Below are 24,106 nucleotides of genomic sequence, written 5' to 3'. Positions count from 1 at the left end.
GAACCAGCACAAAAAAGCGAGCACTGGTAATGAATTCGCAAGAGTTAAGAAGCGCACTGCTGGCCGGACCGGTTCAGCACGAACGGCTGGTCAAACTGGATACGCCGCTCGGCCCGGACGTCCTGCTGCCGCAGCGCGTCAAGGGACGATCGCGGCTCGGGCGCCATTTCGAGTTCATCGTCGATACCGTGTCGGTATCCGACAACCTCGAACTCAAGAAACTGATCGCGCAGCCGGTGACGCTGTGGATCCTGCAGGCCGACCAGACGTACGCGCCGCACCACGGTTACGTGCACGCGGCCCGCCGGCTCGGGTCGGACAGCGGCGTCACGCACTACCAGATCGTTTTCGCGTCGTTCCTGCACTTCCTCCGGTTCCGCCGCGATCAGCGCATCTGGCAGGACCGCTCGGCCGACGACATCATCGCCGACGTGCTGAACCAGCATCCGCAAGCCAAGGGCCGCTTCACGTTCAAGCTCTACCAGCCGCTGCCGCCGCGCTCGTTCTGCATGCAATACGAGGACGACTGGAATTTCGTGCATCGCCTGATGGAATCGGAAGGCCTGTACGGGTTCTGGGAGCAGGACAAGGACGGCAAGTCGCACCGGCTCGTCATCGTCGACCGCATCGATGCATTGCCCACGCTGTCGCCGCGAACCGTGCGCTTCCATCACGCGGGCACGTGCGACGAAGCCGACACGCTCACCCAGTTCTCCGGCACGCGCACGCTGCGAAGCGTCGAGCGCACCACCCGCACGTTCGACTACAAGCAGCCGCCCACCGCGTCCAATCCGAAAGCAACCCATACGCCGACGATCGCGAACCAGGGCGACCTGCCGCAGCAGCTCGAAGTCTACGAATACACGGGCGCCTACACGTACCCCGAGCAGTCCCGCGGCGACCATCTGTCGAAGATCTGGATGGAGGAACAGGAGTCGCACGCGAAGCGCTTTCACGGCGTCGGCGGCGTGCGGCGCATGGATGCGGGCCGCACGTTCGCGCTCGCGGATCACCCCGAACACGACAAGGACGATGCCGGCCAGCGCGAATTCGTCGTGATCGAGACGGCCTGGATCATCGTCAACAACCTGCCCGTCGCCGGCGAGCAGACCGCCCTGCCGCACAGCCTGCAGGCCGAGGTCGGCCGCATCGTGCAGGCCGGCGGCGCCGACGCGTCGCAAGTTCGCCATGCCGACGGCAGCGAGGGCTTTTTCCGGATCAGCGTCGAAGCACAGCGCACGACCGTACCGTTCCGCAGCCCGCTCGAGCATGCGAAACCGCCGATGCACCTGCAATCGGCGATCGTCGTCGCGCCGCAAGGCGAGGAAGTCCACACCGACGAACTGAACCGGGTCAAGGTCCGCTTCCATTGGGACCGCCTCAACGACGGCGACGAGAAAGCATCGTGCTGGCTGCGCGCCGTGGCGTCGGATTCGGGTAACGGCTACGGCGCCGTTCACCCGCACCGCAGCGGCGAGGAGGTGCTGGTCGATTTCGTCGGCGGCGACTGCGACCGCCCGATCATCGTCGGCAAGCTGTACAACGGCGCGACGAGCCCGCAGTGGCACACCAACGGGATCCTGTCCGGCTACCGGTCGAAGGAATACGCGGGCGCCGGCTACAACCAGCTGGTGCTCGACGACGCGACGGCGCAGAACCGCGTGCACCTGTACAGCAGCCAGACCAACGCGCACCTGCACCTCGGCTACCTGATCGACCACACGGGCAACAACCGCGGCAGCTATCTCGGCAGCGGCTTCGACCTGCGTTCGGACGCATACGGCGCCGTGCGCGCGAATCGCGGCCTGTACGTCACGACGTATCCGAAACCGCCGGCGAGCCAGCCGCTCGACGTGCAGGAAACGCAACAGCAGCTCGTTCGCGCGGAAGGGCTGATGGAGGCCATGTCGGACGTCAGCGCGCAGCATCAGGGCGAATCGCTCGACCCCGGCCACACGGCGCTGAAGCAGTTCACCGACGCGACGCAGAACAGCGTGAGCGGCAGCGCATCCGGCGGGCGCACCGCGGGCGGCGGAACCGGCAGCGCCAACGCGTTCAAGCAGCCCGTGATGCTGTTCGGCAGCCCGGCCGGCATCGGGATGTCCACGCAGCAGTCCGCACAGCTTGCAGCGGACCAGCACATCAACCTCGTCAGCGGGCAAAGCACGCACGTCGCCGCGGGGAAATCGCTGATCGCGAGCGTCCTCGACCGGATCAGCCTGTTCGCGCAGAACGCGGGGATCAAACTGTTCGCCGGCAAGGGCAAGGTCGAAGTCCAGGCGCACGCGGACAACATCGAGCTGACCGCGCAGAAGGCGCTGAAGCTGATGGCCGTCACCGAGTCGATCGAAGGCGCGGCGGCAAAGGAAATCCTGCTGACGTCCGGCGGCGCCTACATCCGCATCGCGGACGGCAACATCGAAGTGCACGCGCCCGGCAAGATCGACATCAAGGGGGCGCAGCACGCGTTCAGCGGGCCGACGCACCTGTCGCAAGCCATGCCGACGCTGCCGAACTCGGGCGGCAACTACGATCAGGCGTTCATCGCGCACTGGGCCGGCACCGACATTCCGGTCGCGAACACGCGGTACCAGATGTTCTCGAACGGCAAGCTGCTTTCGGAAGGCGTCACCAACGCGGCGGGAGAGACGGGGCTCACGCAGAGCCACGTGCCGCATGACGTCGTGGTCAAGTTTCTAGGGAAATCGAATGGCTGACGGACAACAGGACAACAACTTGCTCGGCACCGGTTCGGGGATGCTGACGCCGACGGGGTACAAGGATCGGCCGAAGGTGCAGATCAGCATCTGCGACAAACAGGTGACGCCGGCGGCGGATTCCATCATTGGCACTTGCCCGTTCTACTACCTTCCGCTTCACGGTGAGTACTGGGAAACAGTCCGGAAGGTCAGCGTGTCGAGCGCATGGGAGACCGTCAAGAAATTCGCAACGTCATGGGATCCGTGGAAAGACAAGAAAGTCGTTCATGAACTGCTGCATCGGCGGGAGGATCTGCTCAAACCGAAAAGCATCAATTCGGACTGGTCCCGCCACGGCAATTTCATGATGCGCCATATCGGGTGCGGGCATAAACCACCCGATTACTATGTGAGTTACGGCTACTACTATTGCTCGGATTACGGCACCAATCTCTATCCCACCCTCACGATAAAAGGAAAGAAATGGCTGGATAGCGCGCGGTGGTGGCTTCAGAAATACATCGAGATCGGGCTGTATCAGAACATGCAGGGAAACAAGATCGCAATCAAAAGCGCGAAACCGGGAAACGGCAAGCTCGCGATGCAGGTGAAGCGATACGAACTGGAACTGGACAAGGACGGAGATACGTTCAAGACCTTCGCCTTTGTCACTCACCCATTGGCGTATCTGGATGGAGGGCTGGCCGGCCTGCCGGTCTCGGACCTCGTCAAGATCGGCAGGCGGCCGAACATCGAGGAATGGGCCGACGGGCGCACGCGCAAACAGGCAATCGACGCGGGCATTCCCGTCGCCAAGGCAAAAGCGCGCGAATGGAGCCAGGACGCCGTCGACAAGGCCCGTGAGTGGGGCTCGGATGCGGCCGACAAGGCCCGTGAGTGGGGCTCGGACGCCGCCGACAAGGCCCGCGAGTGGGGCTCGGATGCGGCCGACGAAGTTAACCGCGCGCTCGAACGTTTGCTGAAAAAGTGACATGCGAAAACACAAGCGCTGGAAATGGATCGCCGGTGGCCTCGTTGCCCTGGCCATTGCAACATACGGGTACGTAAATATGACGACGGGCTGGGAGACGATTTCGACAAGCTTCATGCGGGACGACACGCCGTATGGCGGTGGCAACTTCCGCATCAAGGGCAATGACGTGATGAGCATCAAGCTCGCCAATCCCGAAGTGACGTTCAAGCCCCAAGCCGAATCGGACGAGCCCCAGCGGGCCGAGCCGACCGAAGCATGGATGAACGACACCGGCGAGTTGCTGAACCGCATGACGATCAGCTTCTTCCGCGGCACCATCGACGGCGGGATGAAGCGCCATTTCCAGCAGGTCGGCCAGGATGCCGCCTGGTGGTACTCGCCGGACTGGACCGTTCAGTTCATCAGCACGTCATGGATGAACTACAAGGCTCCCGAAGCGCAAGGCGGCGACGCGCCGCAAACCACCAAGCTGTGGAAATCGAGTAATGGCGGCCAGACATGGTCGCAACTTCAATGGCCCGAAAGCCAGAACATCGGCCGCCTGCTCTTTCTCGATCCGCAACGCGGCTACGCGGCCGGCTGGGGCCCCCGCATATGGCGGACGGCGGACGGCGGAAACACGTGGCAGGCGATCGACGTGCCTGCCGATGCCCACGTCGGCGGCGAGACGCGCCAGGATTTCAATGCAATCAGCCTTGGCCCGGACGGTGTTCTGCGGATCGCCTACCATGTCGCACAGACTGCCGAAGCACCGGCTCACAGCGTGGTCGACCGGCTCGACTGGGGGCAGCACGCGTTCGTGGCAGATACCGTGCTGCCAGGCCAGGTCGTCACTGCGCTCGACACCACGCCAGAATCAGGATCACGTTATTCGCTGTACACGCTGTCGCATCTCGACCGGCCGGAAAACGGCGAGGGCCGCGACACCGGCCACCGGACGGGCGCCATTTCCACATGGACGAACGACCATCCCGAGGCCGTGCAGCAACTGCGCACGTTCGACGAGAAGCTCACACTCGACAGCATGAGCATCGGTCGCAATGGCCTCCTGCTCGTCTACGCAACCGACCCGAACACGGGAAGCGACAGCCGCGGCGGCGGCGCACCGATCGACCTGACGTTCAGCAGCACCGACGCCGGCAAGTCGTGGAATCAAACGACCGACAAGACCGCACAGGGCGGCTACTTCGACGCGCAGACCAACACGTTGTACTGGCTGCATGCGTACACGCTGAAGAAGCGAACCTTCTGACCGCGCGCCGGTAGGCTCGACGGCCGGCTCTCGCTGCGGCGGCGCGATCGTGACGATCACGCGCCGCCGCGAGATGTCGTCCGTACCGTTTGCACGATGGCGACGCACACGCGGGTTGACGGCGCGGCGCGGGTTGGATGGCGCGTTCAGCGCGTCCGGCCGGATTGCCCGGGTTTCACGCTACCGCGTCGGGTCGCGACGCCGGCCCGCCCCTTTCCGTCCTGAACGAAAAGAACGAAGCAAAACGTCGATGAAAAAAATGCTGACCCGCGCGGCACTCGCGCTTTCGATCGCCGGCGCATTGCCGGCCACCACATTCGCCGCCGGCACCTGCCCCGCCGCCGACACCGCAGCCCGTGCCGCACGCGACGCACAACACCGCGTACAGCAGGTGCGCAATCCACAGGGCGACGGCGGCGGCACCGTCGACGTCACGCCGCCGCTGCGCGACGCGATCCGCGCATACAAACAGGCGCTCGTCGGCGCGATCGACGCGCGGCTCGCGTGCAGCGACGAACACGTCGACCCGGCTGCGCTGAAACGCACGCTGGCGGCTGCACTCACCGCCCCCGCCCAACCGGCTTCGCCGAAAGGCGGCGAATCGGTGTTCGGCGGCAATCCGACCGTCGACGTCAATCGCGACGGCACGGCGCGCCCGCTCCTCTTCGTGCGCGCCGGCTTCGACATCGCCTGCGGCGACGACAACCTGCTGACCGCGTACGCATGGGAAAACGGCGGCTGGCGGCGTGTGCTGCGCTGGCAGGCCGACGATTACAAGGACATCGGCGGCGCCTACGGCGGCGGCTTCTGGTTCTCGGCGCTGCCCGGCGGACAGGTCGCGGTCGTCCACGGCACGCCGTGGTGCTCGTCGCGCTGGAGCGGGTTCGGCGCCGACGTCCTGGCGCCCGCAAGCGGCTCGACCGCGCAACGCACGCTGTTTCATACCGAACACGGCTACGTGATCGACGACGACGCAATCCGGTTCAAGGTGCGCCCCGACGGCTTCGAACTGCGCACGACGGTCGGCTCGCTCGACAGCGAAGTGATGACGCGGCCGGGCATCTTCCGCTATCGCGTCGACGGCGACACCGTGGAGCGCGTGCAGCCCGCGGCGCTCAACGGCCGCGATTTCGTCGACGAATGGCTGAAGGTGGACGATGCGCTTGCGCGCGAGTGGAGCGAGCCCGCCGCCGGAGCTGCCGCGCTGAAAGCCCGGCAGGCGTTCAACGCAGAGAAGAAGGCGCCCGACACCGGGTTCGCGTACGGCCCCGTGCGTGGATGCTCGGACAGCAAGGACCGCTTTCAGGTCGAACTGGATCTGACGGGCAAGAGCGGCGAAACCGTCGCGCGGCGCTATGCGCTGATTCGCCAGGAGCGCAACGGGTTCACGCTGCTCGGGCTGCGCAATTCGGCCGAGCCGGCCTGCCGCGGCGCGAACCTGATGCCGCAGCACTGAACGGCGCACGCGCACGGTACGACGGCCGCGCATAGCGGCTGTCAACGACTATGCGAAACGGTGCGGCCTGAAAGCGGCGAGCCAGCCGCGCCGGTCGCGCATCATTCGCCGCGTCGCGGCTCGAACACGAACGGTTGCGTAAGCAGGAACGGGTTCGCGGTCGCACCGGTCTGCACGCAGGTCGCGTGCGTCATTGCATCGACGGCCGCGCGATCCGCCGCCGCATTGCGGCTGCTCGTCGTCACGGTCACGTTCTGCGCTTCGCCGGACGTCGTCATCAGCGCGCGCACGAGCACGGTCGCCGGGCGCGTGAGCGGCTTCGCGGTATCCGGGTAGACGGCGCGCGGAATGTGGCAGGTCAGCTTGCTTTCCTGCGACGACGACAGCATCGCGCAGCCGGAAAACAGCATCGCGACGGCGGGCAGGATCAGGTAGGTCGAGCGAATAGCCATGGTCGAATATCGTTCTTCAGCACTGTTCTGGACGAGTACGCCGCGCACCGAAAGACTTCATCCGGCTGCGTCGCGAGCGCCGCATTGCGCCGCGGCCATCGGACCGGCGCCCCGTTACGGCCGCGCGACCGATCGATGCACGGCCGCGATCCTACTTGGCGGGCTTCCCGGATAACCGGGGCACTGCATTCGCGCGGCACGCCTGCCATCTGCGGGCGGGCACGCGATTGCTTTCGCGCATTGTGCACGCGCCACCCCGCCGGTGGCGGCGATTTGACAATGGTTGACGCGAATCACCGGCATTTGACCGGAATCCATCGCATCCAGGAGGCAATCGCCACCTGCCCGGGGTTGCCGGGTTCACGCCGAAGCGTTTTGCCCGCCCCTTGCCGGACACCATCGCGCCGCGGCAGCGCCGGAATTCCCCGTTCCGGCGCGGCACGCGTTACTCCGAATCGTCGTCGTCAGAATCGTCGTCCACGGCGGCCGGCACTTCCCCGTACTTCGCGACGACAGCCGCCTTGAACCCCTTCAGCGCCGGCTGCTGGTCGCACAGCTTGTACAGCGCAGCCAGTTGTTGCGGCCAGTCCTTCAGTTCCTTCGCGAACACATGCAGGCGCGCGACGGTATCGAGCGCGTCGGCCTCGCGGCCCGCCAACGCCTGCAGCGCCGCGTAGCGGCGCAGCACCGTCTCGCCGGGCAGCAGCGCGATCGCACGCTCATGCGCGGCGAGCTTGGCCGGCAAGTCTTCCGGCGAGATCGCGAGCAACGTCGCCGCACCGTAATCGCCCCAGGCGCCGAACAGCAGCGACGGCGCGTCGCGGTACTGCGCGGCCGGGTCGTTGCCGTAGTACAGCACTTCCGCACGCTGGTAGTCGCGCAGCACGGGCACCGCCGCCAGCACGCCGCCGAACGACAGCACCGCGAACAGCCCGAATGCCGCACGGCCAGGCAAGATGCGCAGCGGCTTCACGTCGAGCAGCCCGATCACGAACATCGCCGGCAGCAGGAAGAACATGTACTGCTGCGGGTATTCGACCAGCGCATGCATCAGCAGGATGCCGATCAGCGCGAAGCCGAACACGCGCATGCTCGACTGCGGCGCGCGCAGCGCACGCACGAACCACATCACGAGCGTAACCGCGAGCACGCCGAGACCGGCGAGACCGGACTTCGCGAGCAGGTCGATGAAGATGTCGTGCGAGTTGTTCGCGATCTCGACGCCGCCGAGCGTACGCACGAGCGCGAACTGGTACGACGGGAATTCGCCCCAGCCCACGCCGAGCAGCGGGTGCTCGCGGAACATCGCGAGCCCGTACTTCCACAGCGCGAGGCGCGGCGCGATCTGCCCCGCGTCGCGCATGCGGTCGGCCGCCGATTCCGCGAGATTCAGGTGATAGTGCACGTTGGCCCAGCGCACCGCGACGTTCACCGCGATGAACGCCACCGCGAGCACCACCGGGATCAGCCACGCGCGCGCATTGCCCGGCGCGCGGCGCGATTCGAGCCACGCCATCCAGAAGCCCGCGACGACCATCACCGCGACCTGCAGCCACGGCCCGCGCGACACCGTCAGCGCGAGACCGACCGACAGCACGATCGACAACACGAACCATGCCCATACCGCGAGCCGGCGCGTCTGCACGAGATACAGCGCGCCCGCGAGCGCGAACGCGATGTAGGTCGCCAGATGGTTCGCCTGCGCCATGTTGCCGTACGGGCGGCGATCGATCGCGACGTTGTACATCACGACGAACGGCGACACGGCCGACTCGAGGTGGAACAACTGCACGATCTGGGTGCCGACCGCGAACACGCCGCCGACGAGCAGCGCACCCGCCATCATCCGCGAAACGGCTTCGGCCAGCCCGCCGCGCGCGAGCGCGTAGCCGGCCTGCATCGCGACCAGCGCGGCGGCGAGATAGCCGGCCGCCAGCCAGTTCATCGACGGCACCTTGAGCGGCATCAGCGCGACCTGCGCGATGAGCACCGCGGCGAACCCGAGCGGCACGACGAACGCGGCGGGCGCGGCAAACGGCTCGGCCGGGCGCTCCGTGCGTGCGAGCAGCACGACCGACAGCCCCACGAGCAGATACAGCACCAGCGCGGAAAACTCGGAATAGAAGGTCGGGATCGGATACGTGTGATTCGTGATCGCGTACGGCACGATCAGGGCGACAGCCAGCGCAACGAGCGACAACGAACGGGAAAAAGTAGAAGGCATGAGCGAACCGGATGTCAGCAACCGGCGCACTATACAAAACTTTCCCCCCTCTGTGCGGGGCGGCCGCACCGCGACCCGCGGGAGGACGGCCGCCCCGCCCGACCAAAGCGCGGTGGTGCGCACGCCGTGAGCGCGGTGCGCGCCGCCCCCCTCCTCCAGCGCTATGCGCGGCACTCGGCCGGCGCATATTTCGCCGGCAACGTCGCGGCAGTGCCCGGCACCGGCCCGGCCCCCGGCGCCGGCAACGACGATGCGTCCTTGCCGGCGGCGAAACACTCCCACGTGATCGCGCCGGCTTGCATCGCGCCCTTTTTGAGTGACTCGCGCGCGGTGGGGGTGTCGGCGTTGTCGGGCGCGGACGGCACGAGCACCAGCGTATTCGCGCCGGACGCGGCAACGCGGGTGGTGAACGCGACCGTGATCTCGCCGGTCTCGTCGTCGATGGCCACGGATTCGACGTTGCGGGTCGCGGCCGGCGCACTGTAGCCGCCATCGAGGCTCGCGCCACTTGCCGCGTTGTCGGCGACCGCGAGGCGCGCGGACGACGCGAGCGCGAGCCCCTCGCCGACGCGCGAACGCGCGAGGTAGTCCTGGTACGCGGGAATCGCATAGGCTGCGACGACGCCGACGATCGCCAGGACGATCATCAGCTCGATCAGCGTGAAGCCGGCCGCCAGCGCGGCGCAGGCCGGTTCGCGCGCCGCAGATCGGCGACGACGCGACGGAACAGGGAAACGGAAAAGGCTTCGAACATGGCAGGCTCCGGAAACGAAAAACGCCTGCCGGTACAGGCAGGCGTATCGATCGTAGCCAGCGGGCCGCGAACCCGGCAGTCGGCCGGACGGCCAGTCAGTGCGCGCCCGGCACGCCGCGGCTCCGCCTGAGCGCATAACCGGCCGCCACGACGAACAGCGCACCGGCCATGCTCGCGCCGTAGATCGCAGCCGGCGTATCGAGCACCGGCCAGCGATCGCCGACCGGGTCGTGCACGATCAGCCCGCCCGCGATCCAGCCGAGCAGCGCGGCGCCGAGCGTCACGACGACGGGGAAGCGGTCGAGCAGTTTCAGCACCAGCGTGCTGCCCCACACGATGATCGGCACGCTGACGACCAGCCCGAAGATCACGAGCGCGATGCGGTGCGACGGATCGGCCTGCTCGGCCGCGCCGGCGATCGCGATCACGTTGTCGAGGCTCATCACCGCGTCGGCGATCACGATGGTCTTCACGGCATCCCACAGCCGGTCGGCCGGTTTGATGTGGTCGTGCGCGTCGGCGGCCGGCGCCATCAGCTTGATGCCGATCCACAGCAGCAGCAGCCCGCCGCCGAACTTCAGGAACGGCACGTCGAGCAGCGCGACCGCGAACGTGATCAGCGCGACGCGCAGCAGGATCGCCCCCGCGGTGCCCCAGACGACGCCGCGCAGCCGCTGGTTCGCCGGCAGGTTGCGGCAGGCGAGCGCGATCACGACCGCGTTGTCGCCGCCGAGCAGGATATCGATGATGACGATCTGGAGAACGGCGCCCCAGTGCAGCGATGTCAGGAATTCGAGCATGGGGAGATGTGCAGGGCTTGGCCGCCTGGCGGGCGGCCCGGTTCATCGCCGGCACATGCGCGATGCATGCCCGGTGCTTACGAATTCATTGCGCGAGCATAACAAAAAACGCCGGCAAAGCCGGCGTTTTCTGCAGGACGAACCCACGTGGAAATATTACAGCGCCTTCTTCAGCAGACGGCCCATTTCCGACGGGTTGCGCGTGACGGTGATGCCGCACGCTTCCATGATTTCCAGCTTCGCTTCGGCCGTATCCGCACCGCCCGAGATCAGCGCGCCGGCGTGGCCCATGCGCTTGCCCGGGGGCGCCGTGACGCCCGCGATGAAGCCGACGACCGGCTTCTTCATGTTGTCCTTGATCCACTCTGCCGCATTGGCTTCGTCCGGACCGCCGATTTCGCCGATCATCACGACCGCATCCGTCTCCGGATCGTCGTTGAACATCTTCATCACGTCGATGTGCTTCAGACCGTTGATCGGGTCGCCGCCGATACCGACTGCCGACGACTGGCCGAGGCCGAGTGCCGTCAGCTGAGCAACCGCTTCGTACGTCAGCGTGCCCGAACGCGACACGACGCCGATGCGGCCCTTGCGGTGGATATGACCCGGCATGATGCCGATCTTCAGCTCGTCCGGCGTGATCGTGCCCGGGCAGTTCGGCCCGAGCAGCAGCGTCTTGCGGCCTTCGCGGCGCATACGGTCCTTCACTTCGATCATGTCACGGACGGGGATGCCTTCCGTGATGCAGATCGCGAGATCCAGATCGGCTTCGACCGCTTCCCAGATCGCAGCCGCGGCGCCTGCCGGCGGAACGTAGATGACCGACACGGTCGCGCCGGTTTCTGCCTTCGCTTCCTTGACGCTTGCGTAGATCGGAATGCCTTCGAAATCTTCGCCGGCCTTCTTCGGGTTCACGCCCGCGACGAATGCTTCGCGGCCGTTTGCGTATTCACGACAGGCGCGCGTGTGGAACTGACCGGTTTTGCCGGTAATGCCCTGCGTGATGACCTTCGTGTCCTTGTTGATCAGAATCGACATGTATTTTGACCTCTGTTCGATTGGCGTCGCGTGCAAACCGCGCCGCCATGCGTGTTCATTAGCGCGCGCTTACTTGCCTGCGGCAGCCGCGACGACCTTCTGCGCAGCTTCTTCCATGCTGTCCGCCGAGATGATCGGCAGGCCCGAGTCGGCCAGCATCTTCTTGCCGAGGTCCTCGTTCGTGCCCTTCATGCGCACGACGAGCGGCACCTTCAGGTTCACGGCCTTCGAACCGGCGATCACGCCTTCCGCGATCACGTCGCAGCGCATGATGCCGCCGAAGATGTTCACGAGGATCGCCTTCAGGTCCGGGTTCTTCAGCATCAGCTTGAATGCTTCCGTGACCTTCTCGGTCGTAGCGCCACCGCCGACGTCCAGGAAGTTCGCCGGCTCGCCGCCGAACAGCTTGATGGTGTCCATCGTCGCCATCGCCAGGCCTGCGCCGTTCACGAGACAGCCGATGTTGCCGTCGAGCGAGATGTACGCGAGGTCGAACTTCGACGCTTCGATTTCAGCCGGATCTTCTTCATCCAGATCGCGGTACGCGACGATTTCCGGATGACGGAACAGCGCATTCGAGTCGAAGTTGAACTTCGCGTCGAGTGCGATGACCTTGCCGTCGCCGGAGACGTTCAGCGGGTTGATTTCAGCCAGCGATGCGTCGGTTTCCCAGAAGGCCTTGTACAGGCCTTGCAGGATGGCACGCGCTTGCGGAATCGAAGCAGCCGGCACGCCGATCTTCGCGGCGAGGTCGTCGGCTTGAGCGTCGAGCAGGCCAGTCGACGGCTCGACAATGACCTTGTGGATCAGTTCCGGGTGCTTTTCGGCGACTTCTTCGATGTCCATGCCGCCTTCGCTCGAACCCATCAGAACGATCTTTTGCGTCACGCGATCGACGACGAGGCTGACATACAGTTCCTGCTTGATGTCGGCGCCTTCTTCGACCATCAGACGGTTGACCTTCTGGCCTTCCGGACCGGTCTGGTGCGTGACGAGCTGCATGCCGAGGATCTGATTCGCGTATTCGCGAACCTGCTCGATCGACTTCGCCACCTTCACGCCGCCGCCCTTGCCACGGCCACCCGCGTGAATCTGAGCCTTCACGACCCAAACCGGGCCGCCCAGCTCTTCTGCCACCTTGACGGCCTCGTCAACCGAGAACGCCGGCTTGCCGCGCGGTACCGCGACTCCGAATTTCCGCAGGATTTCCTTACCCTGGTACTCGTGAATCTTCATGCGTGATTCCCTTCAGTCTGAGAGTTGGATGAAAAGTCGCTTAAGACGCTTCTTCGAATGATTTCCGTTCATTCCTTCGTGCTGCCTTCACCGGGCACGTTCGGCCGCTCCGCGCCATACCAGCGCGGGTAGTACTGCCGCACGACCTCGCCGTCGAACCGCAGCGCACGGCAGCGGCCGAGCTGGAAAGGCGGTTCGTCGTGTGCGCTAGCGTGATCCGGCCCTTCGCCACCCTCCTCGCGCACGTTCCACACGTCACCGGCGAACGCCTGGATCGCTGCCGTCGGCAGCACGGCGCACAGTTCGGTGAGATGGGAGCAGCCTGCGACACCGGACAGCAGTCGGTTCGCATCGCGGCGGAAGTGGCGGAAGAGATTGAGCCCAATGAGGGCCCGATAGGCGGGAGGAGCGGATTGACACTGACCGGGATACGGCACCCATTCCGAGGACGCTTCGGCGTCGACGACATTGAGTTCACGATCGATAGTCACGCGCAGCCAGAGTTCGTGGATCGGCAGGCCTTGGGGCCGGATGCCCGACGCAAGCGCGACATCGCGCGGCTTGTGGTCGGTCAGGCAGGCTTCGATGTCCCACAAGCCGTCGCCGCGCTCGTAAGCTTCCGCTCGGATTGCGCGTCGATGTCGCAACTGACGGGGCACGGGCTCGGATAGCGGCATGCTGGAGGTTGAGGCCGAAGAGGAAAACCCATGGATTTTAGCATATTGGGTATTTGAGACAGTTTGACGCGACGGCGGGTATTCCCGCCTGTCCGGAAGCGGTTGCATTGCAGCAAAATCGCGCGGCACGCGCGCGACCGGCCGGTCAGTCGTCGATCGGGAAATCGTCGCCGACCTTCAGCAACTTCACGATGGTCGCGCTCGAGAAGCCGCGCGCGGCGAGAAAGCGCGCCTGCTTCGCACGCTCGGCCGGCGTTTGCGGCAGTGCACCGAATTTCTTGCGCCAGACCGCCTGCGCACGCGTCCATTCGGTCTCGCGCAGCTGCGCATTCACCTCTTCGACCAGCGTGTCGCCGACCGCATGGCGCTTCAGCTCGCTGACGATGCGCGCGACGCCGACGCGCGATGCGCGGCGATGCACGAGACTCTCGGCAAAGCGTGCGTCGGACAGCCAGCCGTCCTTTTCCAGCGCATCAAGCAGCGGCTCGACGGATTCGTCTTCGCCGACGTACGGCGCGAGCTTGCGCGCGAGTTCCGTGCGGCTGTATTCGCGCCTGGACAGATAACCGAGCGCGCGGCCCTTCAACGAACGCGGCGGCTTCGACGACTTGCGCTCGCCGGCGCCCGGATCCTCGCCGGAGGCCGCGCCAGGCGCATGGCGCGTGCGGCGTGGATGCTGGCTGCTGCGCGTATAGACATCTTCCCTGGCCGGCGCCGCTCCATCCGGTGCGCGATCGCCCGGGAAGCTGACACCGGACACGCGACGGCGCGAGCGATCGTGCGCGTCGAACGACTCATCGTCTTCGAACGGATCGTCGGGCGCGGCAATCTCAAACGAAACGAGGGCATCCTCGGATGCCCTCGTCGCGGTGCGGTTCGCTGCGTTGCTGCCTGCGCCCCGCCGATCAGCACCCGAGGGCCCGGCTCGCCGGCCGGAGCGACCCGCCGTTTCGGGCGTGTCGCTCTCCTCCGGTTCGCCAGCCTGACCTCGGCGCCCGACCATCACTCTTCTTCGTCCACCGCCTCGGCTTCGTTGACTACGCCATCGGGCATGGCAACGACACCGAGCGATTCGCGAATGCGGTTCTCGATCTCGCGTGCGATTTCCGGATTCTCGCGCAGGAATTCACGCGCGTTGTCCTTGCCCTGGCCGATCTTCTCGCCGTTGTAGCTGTACCAGGCGCCCGCCTTGTCGACGATCTTCGCCTGCACGCCGAGATCGATGATCTCGCCCTGGCGCGAAATGCCCTCGCCATACAGGATGTCGAAGATCGCTTCGCGGAACGGCGGCGATACCTTGTTCTTGACGACCTTCACGCGGGTTTCGTTGCCGATCACCTCGTCGTTCTTCTTGATCGAGCCGATCCGGCGGATATCAAGGCGCACCGACGCATAGAACTTCAGCGCGTTGCCGCCCGTCGTGGTTTCCGGGTTGCCGAACATCACGCCGATCTTCATCCGGATCTGGTTGATGAAGATCACGAGGCAGTTCGTGCGCTTGATCGTGCCGGTCAGCTTGCGCAGCGCCTGCGACATCAGGCGCGCCTGCAGGCCCGGCAGCGAATCGCCCATCTCGCCTTCGATTTCGGCCTTCGGCACGAGCGCCGCGACCGAGTCGATGACGATCATGTCGATCGAGCCCGAGCGCACCAGCGCGTCGGTGATTTCAAGCGCCTGCTCGCCGGTGTCCGGCTGCGAGATCAGCAGTTCCGGCACGTTCACGCCGAGCTTCGACGCGTACTGAACGTCGAGCGCGTGTTCGGCGTCGATGAACGCAGCCGTGCCGCCGATCTTCTGCAGTTCGGCGATGACCTGCAGCGTGAGCGTGGTTTTACCGGACGATTCCGGACCGTAGATTTCGACCACCCGGCCGCGCGGCAGGCCGCCGACGCCCAGTGCGATGTCGAGACCCAGCGAGCCCGTGGAGACGACCTGGATATCCTCCGCCGCCTCGCCGTCGCCCATGCGCATGATCGACCCTTTGCCGAACTGCTTCTCGATCTGCGCGAGTGCGGCCGCAAGCGCCTTGCTCTTCTCGGCGGTCATCCCGGAGCCTTTCTTGCTATCTTCCATGAATCGTCCTTTGCTATGATGAGCAGCGTCTGTTAGAGGCGCGCCCGCTTTCAAGCGCCGCCCACGAATGCAGACACTGTATAAAAAAACAGTGTTTTATGCAAGCCCGCAATGCAGGCTGCGTTGTACACGAATCACTTCGGAGACAGCCGCGCCGGCGCGAACGCCCTGCCGGCCATCGGTCAGCAACATGCGAATTCTCATCGCCGAAGACGACAGCATACTCGCGGACGGCCTCACCCGGTCACTCCGCCAATCGGGCTATGCGGTCGACCACGTGAAGAGCGGCGTCGACGCCGATACCGCGCTGTCGATGCAGACATTCGATCTGCTGATCCTCGATCTCGGGCTGCCGAAAATGTCCGGCCTCGACGTGCTCAAGCGCCTGCGCGCGCGCAACTCCAACCTCCCCGTGCTGATCCTGACCGCCGCCGACAGCGTCGACGAGCGCGTGAAGGGGCTAGACCTCGGCGCGGACGACTACATGGCAAAACCGTTCGCACTCAACGAGCTCGAGGCGCGCGTGCGCGCGCTGACGCGGCGCGGCGCGGGCGGCGGCCCGACCGTCGTGCGCCACGGCTCGCTCGCGTTCGACCAGGTCGGCCGCATCGCGTATGCGAACGACCGCGTGCTCGACCTGTCCGCGCGTGAGCTCGGCCTGCTCGAAGTGCTGCTGCAGCGGATCGGCCGGCTCGTGTCGAAGGAGCAGCTCGTCGACCATCTGTGCGAATGGGGCGAGGAAGTCAGCAACAACGCGATCGAGGTCTACGTGCACCGGTTGCGCAAGAAGATCGAACCGAGCGGCGTCCGGATCTCGACCGTGCGCGGCCTCGGCTATTGCCTCGAGAAGGTCGCGCCCGCCGCCGCGCCTGCCGACACGACGGCGCCCCAGCCCGCGGTGGCCGGCACGCCGCTGCGCTGAAGCCGGCCGTCGCCGCGATGGCCACGCCGGCCCATTCCCGCCACCCGAGCGGCGCGCCTTCGTCGGCCGCCGACGAGGCGCGCGACGCGCGCTACGAGAACCCGTTCGCGCCGCCCGACGAAACCGATGCGCCCGAGGCCCCGCGCCCGCGCTCGCTGTTCGGCGAAATCCTCGACTGGATGCTCGCGCCGCTGCTGCTGCTGTGGCCGATGAGCATCGCCGTCACCTATCTCGTCGCGAAGACGATCGCGAACAGCCCGTTCGACCGCGCGCTCGAGACCAACGCCTACGTGCTCGCGCGGCAGATCCATCCGGTCAACGGCGTCGCCGAGCTGACGCTGCCGGAGCAGACGCGCGACTTCCTGCGCGCGGACAACGTCGACAGTGTTTACTTCCAGGTGCTCGGCACGCGCGGCGAGCTGGTCGCAGGCGAAGCCGACATGCCGCTGCCGCGCGACGAGGATCGCCCGCCGCCCGGTGTCGTCGTGTTCCGCGACGACCTGCTGCGCGGCAACGACGTGCGCGTCGCGTATACGACGGTCGCACTGCCGCAAACGAGCGGCACGCAGCCGGTGCTCGTGCAGGTCGGCGAGACGCTCGACAAGCGCAACGCGCTCGCGAACGACATCATCAAGGGCGTGATCCTGCCGCAATTCGTGATCCTGCCGCTCGCGATCCTGCTCGTCTGGTTCGGGCTGTCGCGCGGGCTCGCGCCGCTCAACGCGCTGCAGGCGCACATCCGCGCGCGGCGGCCCGACGACCTGTCGCCCGTCGAGGCGCAGCGCGCGCCACCCGAGATCGAGCCGCTCGTGACCTCCTTCAACGACCTGCTCGCGCGTCTCGAACAGAACATGGCGCTGCAAAAGCGCTTCATCGCCGACGCCGCGCATCAGATGAAGACACCGCTCGCGGGCCTGCGCACGCAGGCCGAGTTCGCGCTGCGCCACCCCGTCCCGCCCGACGTGCAGCGCTCGCTCGAGCAGATCGCGACGAGCTCCGAGCAGGCCGCACGGCTCGTCACGCAGCTGCTTGCGCTCGCGCGCGCCGAGAATCGCGCGAGCGGGCTCACGTTCGAGCCGGTCGAGATTGCCGCGCTCGCGCGGCGTGCGGTGCGCGACTGGGTACAGGCCGCGCTCGCGAAGCGGATGGATCTCGGCTACGAAGGCCCGCCGGACGATGCGCCGCTCGACGTCGACGGCAACCCGGTGATGCTGCGCGAGATGCTCGGCAACCTGATCGACAACGCGATCCGCTACACGCCGGACGGCGGCCGCATCACGGTGCGTGTGCGCGCCGAGCCGGCGGCGCGGCTCGTGCATCTCGAAGTCGAGGACACGGGGCCCGGCATCCCGGCCGCCGAACGCGAGCGCGTCGTCGAGCGCTTCTACCGGATCCTCGGCCGCGAAGGCGACGGCAGCGGCCTCGGGCTCGCGATCGTGCGCGAGATCACCACGCAGCACGGCGGCACGCTGACGCTCGACGATCACGTCTACCAGCACGCGCCGCGACTCGCCGGCACGCTCGTGCGCGTCAGCCTGCCGCTGTCGGACACCGCCCCGGATTAACCCTGACATGCACCGCGGCAACGCGCCGCGACAGCGCCGAAACGGGTGTTTTGCCGGACGTTCACACCACGTTCGCTACGCGAAGCACCCGGTTCGGCGCGGGTTAACGCGCATCCGTTTTATGCGCGCGAGTCAGTGCGCCGTAAGTTTCCGTGCCAATAATCGTCGACAGGCCCGCCCCTCCCAAGGCGGCCGCACATCTATATCAAGGGACTTGGAGACGATTCATGGCAACGTTAGGCGGGCAAATTTCGCACTCGCCGATGACGGGCGAAGAAAAGAAGGTGATCTTCGCGTCGTCGCTCGGCACCGTGTTCGAGTGGTACGACTTTTACCTGGCCGGCTCACTCGCGGCCTATATCAGCAAGAGCTTCTTCTCCGGCGTCAATCCGACCGCCGCATTCATCTTCACGCTGCTCGGCTTTGCCGCCGGTTTCGCGGTGCGGCCGTTCGGCGCGATCGTGTTCGGCCGGCTCGGCGACATGGTCGGCCGCAAGCACACGTTCCTCGTGACGATCGTGATCATGGGCGTCTCAACGTTCGTGGTCGGCTTCCTGCCCGGTTACGCGTCGATCGGCATCGCCGCGCCCGTGATCTTCATTGCGATGCGGCTGTTGCAGGGCCTCGCGCTCGGCGGCGAGTACGGCGGCGCGGCGACCTACGTCGCGGAGCATGCGCCGGCCAACCGGCGCGGCTTCTACACCGCGTGGATCCAGACGACCGCGACGCTCGGGCTGTTCCTGTCGCTGCTCGTGATCCTCGGCGTGCGCACGTTCATCGGCGAGGAAGCGTTCGGCAGCTGGGGCTGGCGCGTGCCGTTCGTCGCGTCGATCCTGCTGCTCGCGGTGTCGGTGTGGATCCGGATGCAGTTGAACGAATCGCCGGTGTTCCTGCGCATCAAGGCGGAAGGCAAGACGTCGAAGGCGCCGCTGACCGAGGCGTTCGGCCAGTGGAAGAACCTGAAGATCGTGATCCTCGCGCTCGTCGGCCTGACCGCCGGCCAGGCCGTCGTGTGGTACACGGGCCAGTTCTACGCGCTGTTCTTCCTCACGCAGACGCTGAAGGTCGATGGCGCAAGCGCGAACATCCTGATCGCGATCGCACTGCTGATCGGCACGCCGTTCTTCCTGTTCTTCGGTTCGCTGTCGGACAAGATCGGCCGCAAGCCGATCATCCTCGCGGGCTGCCTGATCGCGGCGCTGACCTACTTCCCGCTGTTCAAGGCGCTCACCCACTACGCGAACCCGCAGCTCGAACTCGCGACGCAGAAGGCGCCGATCACGGTCATCGCCGATCCGGCCACCTGCTCGTTCCAGTTCAACCCGGTGGGCACCTCGAAGTTCACGAGCTCGTGCGACATCGCGAAGAGCGCGCTCGCGAAGGCCGGCCTGAACTACGAGAACGTGGCGGCGCCGGCCGGCACGCTGGCCGAGATCAAGGTCGGTGACGCGGTGATCCCGACCTTCGACGGCAAGGCGGCCGACGCGAAGGCGCAGGGCACGGCGTTCGACAAGACGCTCGCGTCGACGCTGAAGGCGGCCGGCTACCCGCCGAAGGCCGACCCGGCGCAGCTCAACTGGCCGATGACGATCGTGATCCTGACGATCCTCGTGATCTACGTGACGATGGTCTACGGCCCGATCGCCGCGATGCTGGTCGAGATGTTCCCGACGCGAATCCGCTACACGTCGATGTCGCTGCCGTATCACATCGGCAACGGCTGGTTCGGCGGCTTCCTGCCGGCGACCGCGTTCGCGATCGTCGCGGCGAAGGGCGACATCTATTCGGGGCTCTGGTATCCGATCGTGATCGCGCTGGCCACGTTCGTGATCGGCCTGCTGTTCGTCAAGGAGACGAAGGACTCGAACATCTACGCGCAGGATTGATGTCGATGGGCAGACGGGCGGCGGTTGCCGGACGTGTTCCGGTGACCGCCACCCGCCCTGCGACGAGGCCGGCACTGGCCATCGGCAACTTTTTTCAGGTGAGATGAAAAAAGCTGTTGACAGCCGGACGCTTCAACTCCATAATTGATTTCTTCGGCGAATTAGCTCAGTCGGTTAGAGCGACGGAATCATAATCCGCAGGTCCGGGGTTCGAATCCCTGATTCGCCACCAAATGCGAAAAGCCGCTGTTCTGAAAGGAACAGCGGCTTTTTTCATTGCATCGCGCTCCGCCGCGATGACGATTCGGCCCGCGCACTATCGACGGCGCAGGCCGCGCACATCACCGGCCCACGGAAACAAACCTCGCGAACATCCTATCCTCTGGGTCCGACAGACCGTACAGCGGGCCGGAAATATCGAACAGGACACTTACCGGACTCCCGTCGTCACCCGTCGACGAACTCCAGTACGCGCGATCGGGTATCCCCGGAAATGCAATGTCCGGCATCGCGGTGCCGGCGGGCGTATCGGCGCACCCTTTCTGCACGACCTCCGGTGAGTGGAGGCAGAGGAGTAACCCCGCCAACTCGTCACCCGTCGGCAAGCGCCATCGCGTACGCCCGGCATTGCCTGCTCCGTCATCGAAATCCGCGACGCGTTTCCTGGCATCGGCCAGCGTGAGCCGCTCCGGCTTGCCTTGGCAGTCCGTCCCATCCCATTTCTGCCCGACGCTGCATCGCATCCATGTCAATCCGGTCCGCGTGTCCTTGACCGCCGCACCATTACGCTCGATCAGATAACGGCCATCGATCAATTTGCTTGCAGTTTCGGCGAAGCAATGAGAAGCAAGCGACACCATGCCGGCAAGCAGCAATGCGAGAGACCGGACGGCGCGCCCTTTGGCCGCCGTGGGTTTCGTTGAACGATTGAGGATCGCCATAAGTTTCCGTCGAAAGGGTTGTCGCGCAGTTCCGGCATTCAGCGCCGCATCTGCGATCACATTGCATTGACCGTATGGGCCTCCGCCAGTGCCTGCAGGCGTCGATGAAGATCCCGGACCGCGTCGGCAGGGGCGCCTGACACGACGAAGCACAAATTCCTGTAGATCCACACGAATCCGCGCCCGGGGCCGGCAGCCATGCTCCGGACCGACACGCTGCCGAGATTATCGGGATCGGTCTCGAACGAAACCCGTTTGATCGACGATGCAGTTGTCTCGCTGAAAAAATAATCTGCTGCCCTGAAGCGATCTCTGGCCCGCGCCACCGTGACCGATACACGCGCGCCGTCGTAGCGGCCGTTGAAAACATATTCCTTGATACCGTCGAGCGGCCCGATTTCGTTAAGGTGCTGTTCGTCATTTTCGATCTTCAGCGCCTCGAAGCCGGGAATACGCTCCTTCGCGAGCTTGCTCCAGTCGAACGCGACGATCATCCGGTCATCGTCGGTCGCAAATTTTCGATCGAAATCGATGCGCGACTTGTATTCGTCGATACGGGCAGTCGGGCTGAAAGCGCGCGGAATCGCTGCGGTTCTTGCATCCGGATTCGCGACGCTCCTCGATGCCTGCATCTGCGCATGACTCACGCCGGCGAAAATGGAATACAACAATAGCCCGATGACGCGCTTTTTCATTTCACCGCTTCCGCAGAAAAACACACCACCTGCCGACGTCTATACACAAGGATACTGAACTCAGGAAAAGTTAATATCCCTCGCAAAGACATTCGACAAACGGGAATTACCAGGCTGACAACGCGTCCTCGAGTACCGTCAGAGATTCAGCAATAATCCTGGCAGCGGATTCCGGCCGATATGTCTTCGCACCATACATAAAATCGAATGTCCAAATTTCCGCATCATCCGGGCACATCGTCAATGAAAAAACGTCTCGCATGCGTTCTCCTGAGCCTGATCGGCATCGCGACCCCGCTCGCCTGCCCGGCTGCGCCCCTGCCGGACACCACCGCCGACGGCCTGCATTGGCGACTCGAACAATTGCGTGACACCGGGCATTACAACAGCTTCGAGGTGGCCGCCCGCCGAGGCGAGCAAGTCCTGCTGTGGGACAACGGCTCGGGCCGCCAAACCTATGCCGGCGCCGCGTATCTGCTGGTCTCCGCCCCCTTCGATCAGGTGCAGCCGCTGGTGCAGGGCGTGCTGCAACGGATGGGCCCCATGAAAGCCGACACCGCCACCGGACGGTTGCGGGATTTGTCGGACGCGTGGGGCAAGGTGCTGTTGTCTCGCCGGCCGGACCTGCGCGCGGCCATCGCCGAACAAGCGGTCGAGCCGAAATTGCAGCAGGCGCTGCAACAAGGCGCGATCACCCGGCAGGAACTGGACTGGCGCATGGACCAGGCCCGCGCACGCGTCGACCGCTTGTTCCAGGGGTCCAACGTGCCCGCGCTGCAAGCTACCTACGCATACTGGGACGCCCGCCAGGATCGCAGCGACGGCACCACAAGCCAGTACCGGAGCGCGCTGTTCGTGGGAGTGCAGGACGTGAGCGCCGTGTTCGGGCATCCGGCGACGGTCGTTCAGCTCCGTCGCTACGACACCCGGCCCGATCCCGACTACAGCCTGTGGAAAGCATTGACCCTACAGGATCTGGACTTGCTCGGCGGCGGCCGGACCCAGTCCAGCACAGCCGACGTCACCATCGTCCCGGGTGACGTGTTCACGGCGTTGTCCGACGCACTGGCCGCCGTGCCGGGCAAGCTGGAAATCGCCGCGTCGCCTGACGCGTGGCAGTTGCCTTCGGTACCGTCGATGCCGCCCCCCGCCATCACGCTGGTCACGCCAGACCAAACCGCCCCGGTGCTCAAGCCCCTGTTCATGCGCTGGGACACGCTCGTGACCGACCCGTCGCAACGCACGCTGCTGTATCCGCACGACATCCTCGGCCTGCCGGACGGCAGCATGCTGTTCAGCGCGCAGGTGAGCGACAACCGCGGCTGGGGGCAGTACCTCTGGCGCCTGCACGCGGTCAATGGCTCGTGGCGGGCGGACGAGGTCTGGCACGGCAAGGACGGCCCGCGGCGCATGATGATCAACGGCGACGGCAGCGCCGTCTGGTTCGACGGCCAGCCGGAGGACCGAAGCGCGCCAAGCCTGTACCGATACGACATCGCGAGCCGCAAGGTCAATCGTTATGAAGTCGTCTGGCCGAAGGAGACCGACTGGAGAACCTACCAGATGAGCGATCTGGACTGGATCCTCGCCGACGATCTGCCCGCCAATTTCTGGCACGACATCCGGTTTCGCGAGCAACCGTCGAACCCGGTCGGTTCCCAGTACCTGACCGTTCAACGCCCGGCTGCACCGCCGCCGGGTGCCGACGGCACATGGCCGTTCGTCACCACGCTGTCGTCGGTGCGCCAGTCGTTGATGGACGAGATCAGCGGCAGCGGCAATCCGCTGATCCGGCCGGTACGCTGGCGGCCCTCCGGGAGCTACTGGACCGAGGACCCGCAGGGGATCACCGAGCTGGACGCCCGCACCGGCCGCACGCTGCAAACGATCACGTTACCGCAGCGCTACGGCATTCCGGCCCCCGCGAGCGCAAAGGGCATCGCACAAGGCGTGCCCAAGCCCCTTGGGTCGCCACAGGGTCACTGGATCGCGACAGGCTTCGAGCTGCTGCTCCAGGACGACGGCAGCATCCCGCCCTCCGTGACGAACGTCCGGCCGCACGGCGTCAGCTTCGTCGGCATGCACGTCGTCGATCTCAAGAGCGGACACGTGCTGTCGGCGCTGCTGGGGCAGGCCGACACATTCAAGGCCGCCGCCCGTTCCGCGAACGGACGCTTTCTTGCGATGGGCACGACCTCCATCAAAGCAGGCATTCCGACTCAACGCGCGGCGCTCTGGGACGTCGCGCAGGGGCGGACACCCCTGCAGCTCGACGCGTCGTCGTTACCCCGCGACGACGAAATTCATGCGCTGGCCTTTTCATGGGACGGTTCGGCGCTGTGGGCGCTGGGTCATCGCGAACTGCTGCTGTGGCAATTGCCCGCTGCGCTGCGCGATCGCGCGACGCGGGACGGTACGCCCGATCAATCCCGCAACTAAGGC

At 65.6% G+C, this 24,106-nt stretch carries 19 protein-coding genes and 1 tRNA gene; 9 read left to right on the top strand and 11 right to left on the bottom strand.

All coding sequences use genetic code 11. The features are described from left to right. The first annotated feature begins 29 nt into the window (after positions 1–29). The 4 genes from BBJ41_RS15585 to BBJ41_RS15570 all read left to right on the top strand — a co-directional run bounded on the left by BBJ41_RS15585 (position 30) and on the right by BBJ41_RS15570 (position 6,401). Complete coding sequence (locus BBJ41_RS15585; protein ID WP_069747146.1) at positions 30–2,717, top strand: type VI secretion system Vgr family protein; 2,688 nt, start codon at positions 30–32, stop codon at positions 2,715–2,717. After that, positions 2,710–3,690, top strand: a complete 981-nt coding sequence (locus BBJ41_RS15580) for a hypothetical protein (RefSeq protein WP_069747145.1) — start codon at positions 2,710–2,712, stop codon at positions 3,688–3,690. The genes BBJ41_RS15585 and BBJ41_RS15580 overlap by 8 nt, the downstream gene beginning before the upstream one ends. Before the next feature lie 79 nt (positions 3,691–3,769). Further along, a complete protein-coding gene (locus BBJ41_RS15575) occupies positions 3,770–4,945 on the top strand; it encodes a WD40/YVTN/BNR-like repeat-containing protein (RefSeq protein WP_069747144.1) in 1,176 nt (391 codons plus the stop codon). 250 nt (positions 4,946–5,195) lie between these two features. Beyond that, positions 5,196–6,401, top strand: a complete 1,206-nt coding sequence (locus tag BBJ41_RS15570) for a hypothetical protein (RefSeq protein WP_069747143.1) — start codon at positions 5,196–5,198, stop codon at positions 6,399–6,401. A gap of 101 nt (positions 6,402–6,502) precedes the next feature. Here BBJ41_RS15570 and BBJ41_RS15565 read toward each other — a convergent pair whose 3' ends face one another. From BBJ41_RS15565 to recA, 9 genes are all read right to left on the bottom strand, one after another. After that, positions 6,503–6,853, bottom strand: a complete 351-nt coding sequence (locus BBJ41_RS15565; RefSeq protein WP_069747142.1) for a TonB family protein — start codon at positions 6,851–6,853, stop codon at positions 6,503–6,505. A 445-nt stretch (positions 6,854–7,298) separates the two neighbouring features. Further along, entirely contained in the window at positions 7,299–9,077 is a 1,779-nt protein-coding gene (locus BBJ41_RS15560) for a PglL family O-oligosaccharyltransferase (RefSeq protein WP_069747141.1), read from the bottom strand. 161 nt (positions 9,078–9,238) lie between these two features. Continuing rightward, on the bottom strand, positions 9,239–9,754 hold the full coding sequence (locus tag BBJ41_RS15555) for a pilin (protein WP_069747730.1): 516 nt from the start codon (positions 9,752–9,754) through the stop codon (positions 9,239–9,241). Between the two features lie 172 nt (positions 9,755–9,926). Then, complete coding sequence (locus BBJ41_RS15550; protein ID WP_069747140.1) at positions 9,927–10,631, bottom strand: TerC family protein; 705 nt, start codon at positions 10,629–10,631, stop codon at positions 9,927–9,929. Between the two features lie 156 nt (positions 10,632–10,787). Beyond that, complete coding sequence (gene sucD / locus BBJ41_RS15545; RefSeq protein WP_069747139.1) at positions 10,788–11,669, bottom strand: succinate--CoA ligase subunit alpha; 882 nt, start codon at positions 11,667–11,669, stop codon at positions 10,788–10,790. A 69-nt stretch (positions 11,670–11,738) separates the two neighbouring features. Next, positions 11,739–12,905 carry an ADP-forming succinate--CoA ligase subunit beta gene (sucC, locus tag BBJ41_RS15540; RefSeq protein ID WP_069747138.1) on the bottom strand — a complete coding sequence of 389 codons (1,167 nt, stop codon included), beginning with the start codon at positions 12,903–12,905 and terminating at the stop codon, positions 11,739–11,741. Positions 12,906–12,973: 68 nt separating this feature from the next. Then, the gene (locus BBJ41_RS15535) at positions 12,974–13,582 is read right to left on the bottom strand and encodes a DUF2889 domain-containing protein (RefSeq protein ID WP_069747137.1); all 609 of its coding nucleotides are present in this window, start codon (positions 13,580–13,582) and stop codon (positions 12,974–12,976) included. A gap of 145 nt (positions 13,583–13,727) precedes the next feature. Continuing rightward, positions 13,728–14,585, bottom strand: coding sequence for a recombination regulator RecX (gene recX / locus BBJ41_RS15530; protein ID WP_069747136.1), 858 nt, complete (start codon positions 14,583–14,585; stop codon positions 13,728–13,730). Then, positions 14,585–15,655 (bottom strand): recombinase RecA, encoded by a 1,071-nt coding sequence (gene recA / locus BBJ41_RS15525; RefSeq protein ID WP_069747135.1) that lies wholly within the window; start codon positions 15,653–15,655, stop codon positions 14,585–14,587. The genes recX and recA overlap by 1 nt, the downstream gene beginning before the upstream one ends. Positions 15,656–15,845: 190 nt before the next feature. Between recA and BBJ41_RS15520 the strand changes: the two genes are divergently transcribed. From BBJ41_RS15520 to BBJ41_RS15505, 4 genes are all read left to right on the top strand, one after another. Then, a complete protein-coding gene (locus BBJ41_RS15520) occupies positions 15,846–16,577 on the top strand; it encodes a response regulator transcription factor (protein WP_069747134.1) in 732 nt (243 codons plus the stop codon). A 17-nt stretch (positions 16,578–16,594) separates the two neighbouring features. After that, a complete protein-coding gene (locus BBJ41_RS15515) occupies positions 16,595–18,142 on the top strand; it encodes a sensor histidine kinase (protein WP_069747133.1) in 1,548 nt (515 codons plus the stop codon). Between the two features lie 227 nt (positions 18,143–18,369). Then, on the top strand, positions 18,370–20,028 hold the full coding sequence (locus BBJ41_RS15510; protein WP_069747132.1) for an MFS transporter: 1,659 nt from the start codon (positions 18,370–18,372) through the stop codon (positions 20,026–20,028). Between the two features lie 155 nt (positions 20,029–20,183). Beyond that, a tRNA-Met gene (locus tag BBJ41_RS15505) sits at positions 20,184–20,260 on the top strand. Positions 20,261–20,369: 109 nt separating this feature from the next. Here BBJ41_RS15505 and BBJ41_RS15500 read toward each other — a convergent pair. Together BBJ41_RS15500 and BBJ41_RS15495 are read right to left on the bottom strand one after the other, a co-directional pair. Further along, positions 20,370–20,969 (bottom strand): Lcl C-terminal domain-containing protein, encoded by a 600-nt coding sequence (locus BBJ41_RS15500; RefSeq protein WP_069747131.1) that lies wholly within the window; start codon positions 20,967–20,969, stop codon positions 20,370–20,372. 56 nt (positions 20,970–21,025) lie between these two features. Then, on the bottom strand, positions 21,026–21,664 hold the full coding sequence (locus BBJ41_RS15495) for a hypothetical protein (protein WP_069747130.1): 639 nt from the start codon (positions 21,662–21,664) through the stop codon (positions 21,026–21,028). Positions 21,665–21,907: 243 nt separating this feature from the next. Between BBJ41_RS15495 and BBJ41_RS15490 the strand changes: the two genes are divergently transcribed. Next, entirely contained in the window at positions 21,908–24,103 is a 2,196-nt protein-coding gene (locus tag BBJ41_RS15490; protein ID WP_069747129.1) for a hypothetical protein, read from the top strand. The last annotated feature ends 3 nt before the right edge of the window (positions 24,104–24,106 follow it).

It is taken from the genome of Burkholderia stabilis (genome assembly GCF_001742165.1).
Lineage (GTDB): Bacteria > Pseudomonadota > Gammaproteobacteria > Burkholderiales > Burkholderiaceae > Burkholderia > Burkholderia stabilis.
Note: the sequence above shows the minus strand (reverse complement) of the source record. Positions and strands in the feature narration are given on the sequence as shown.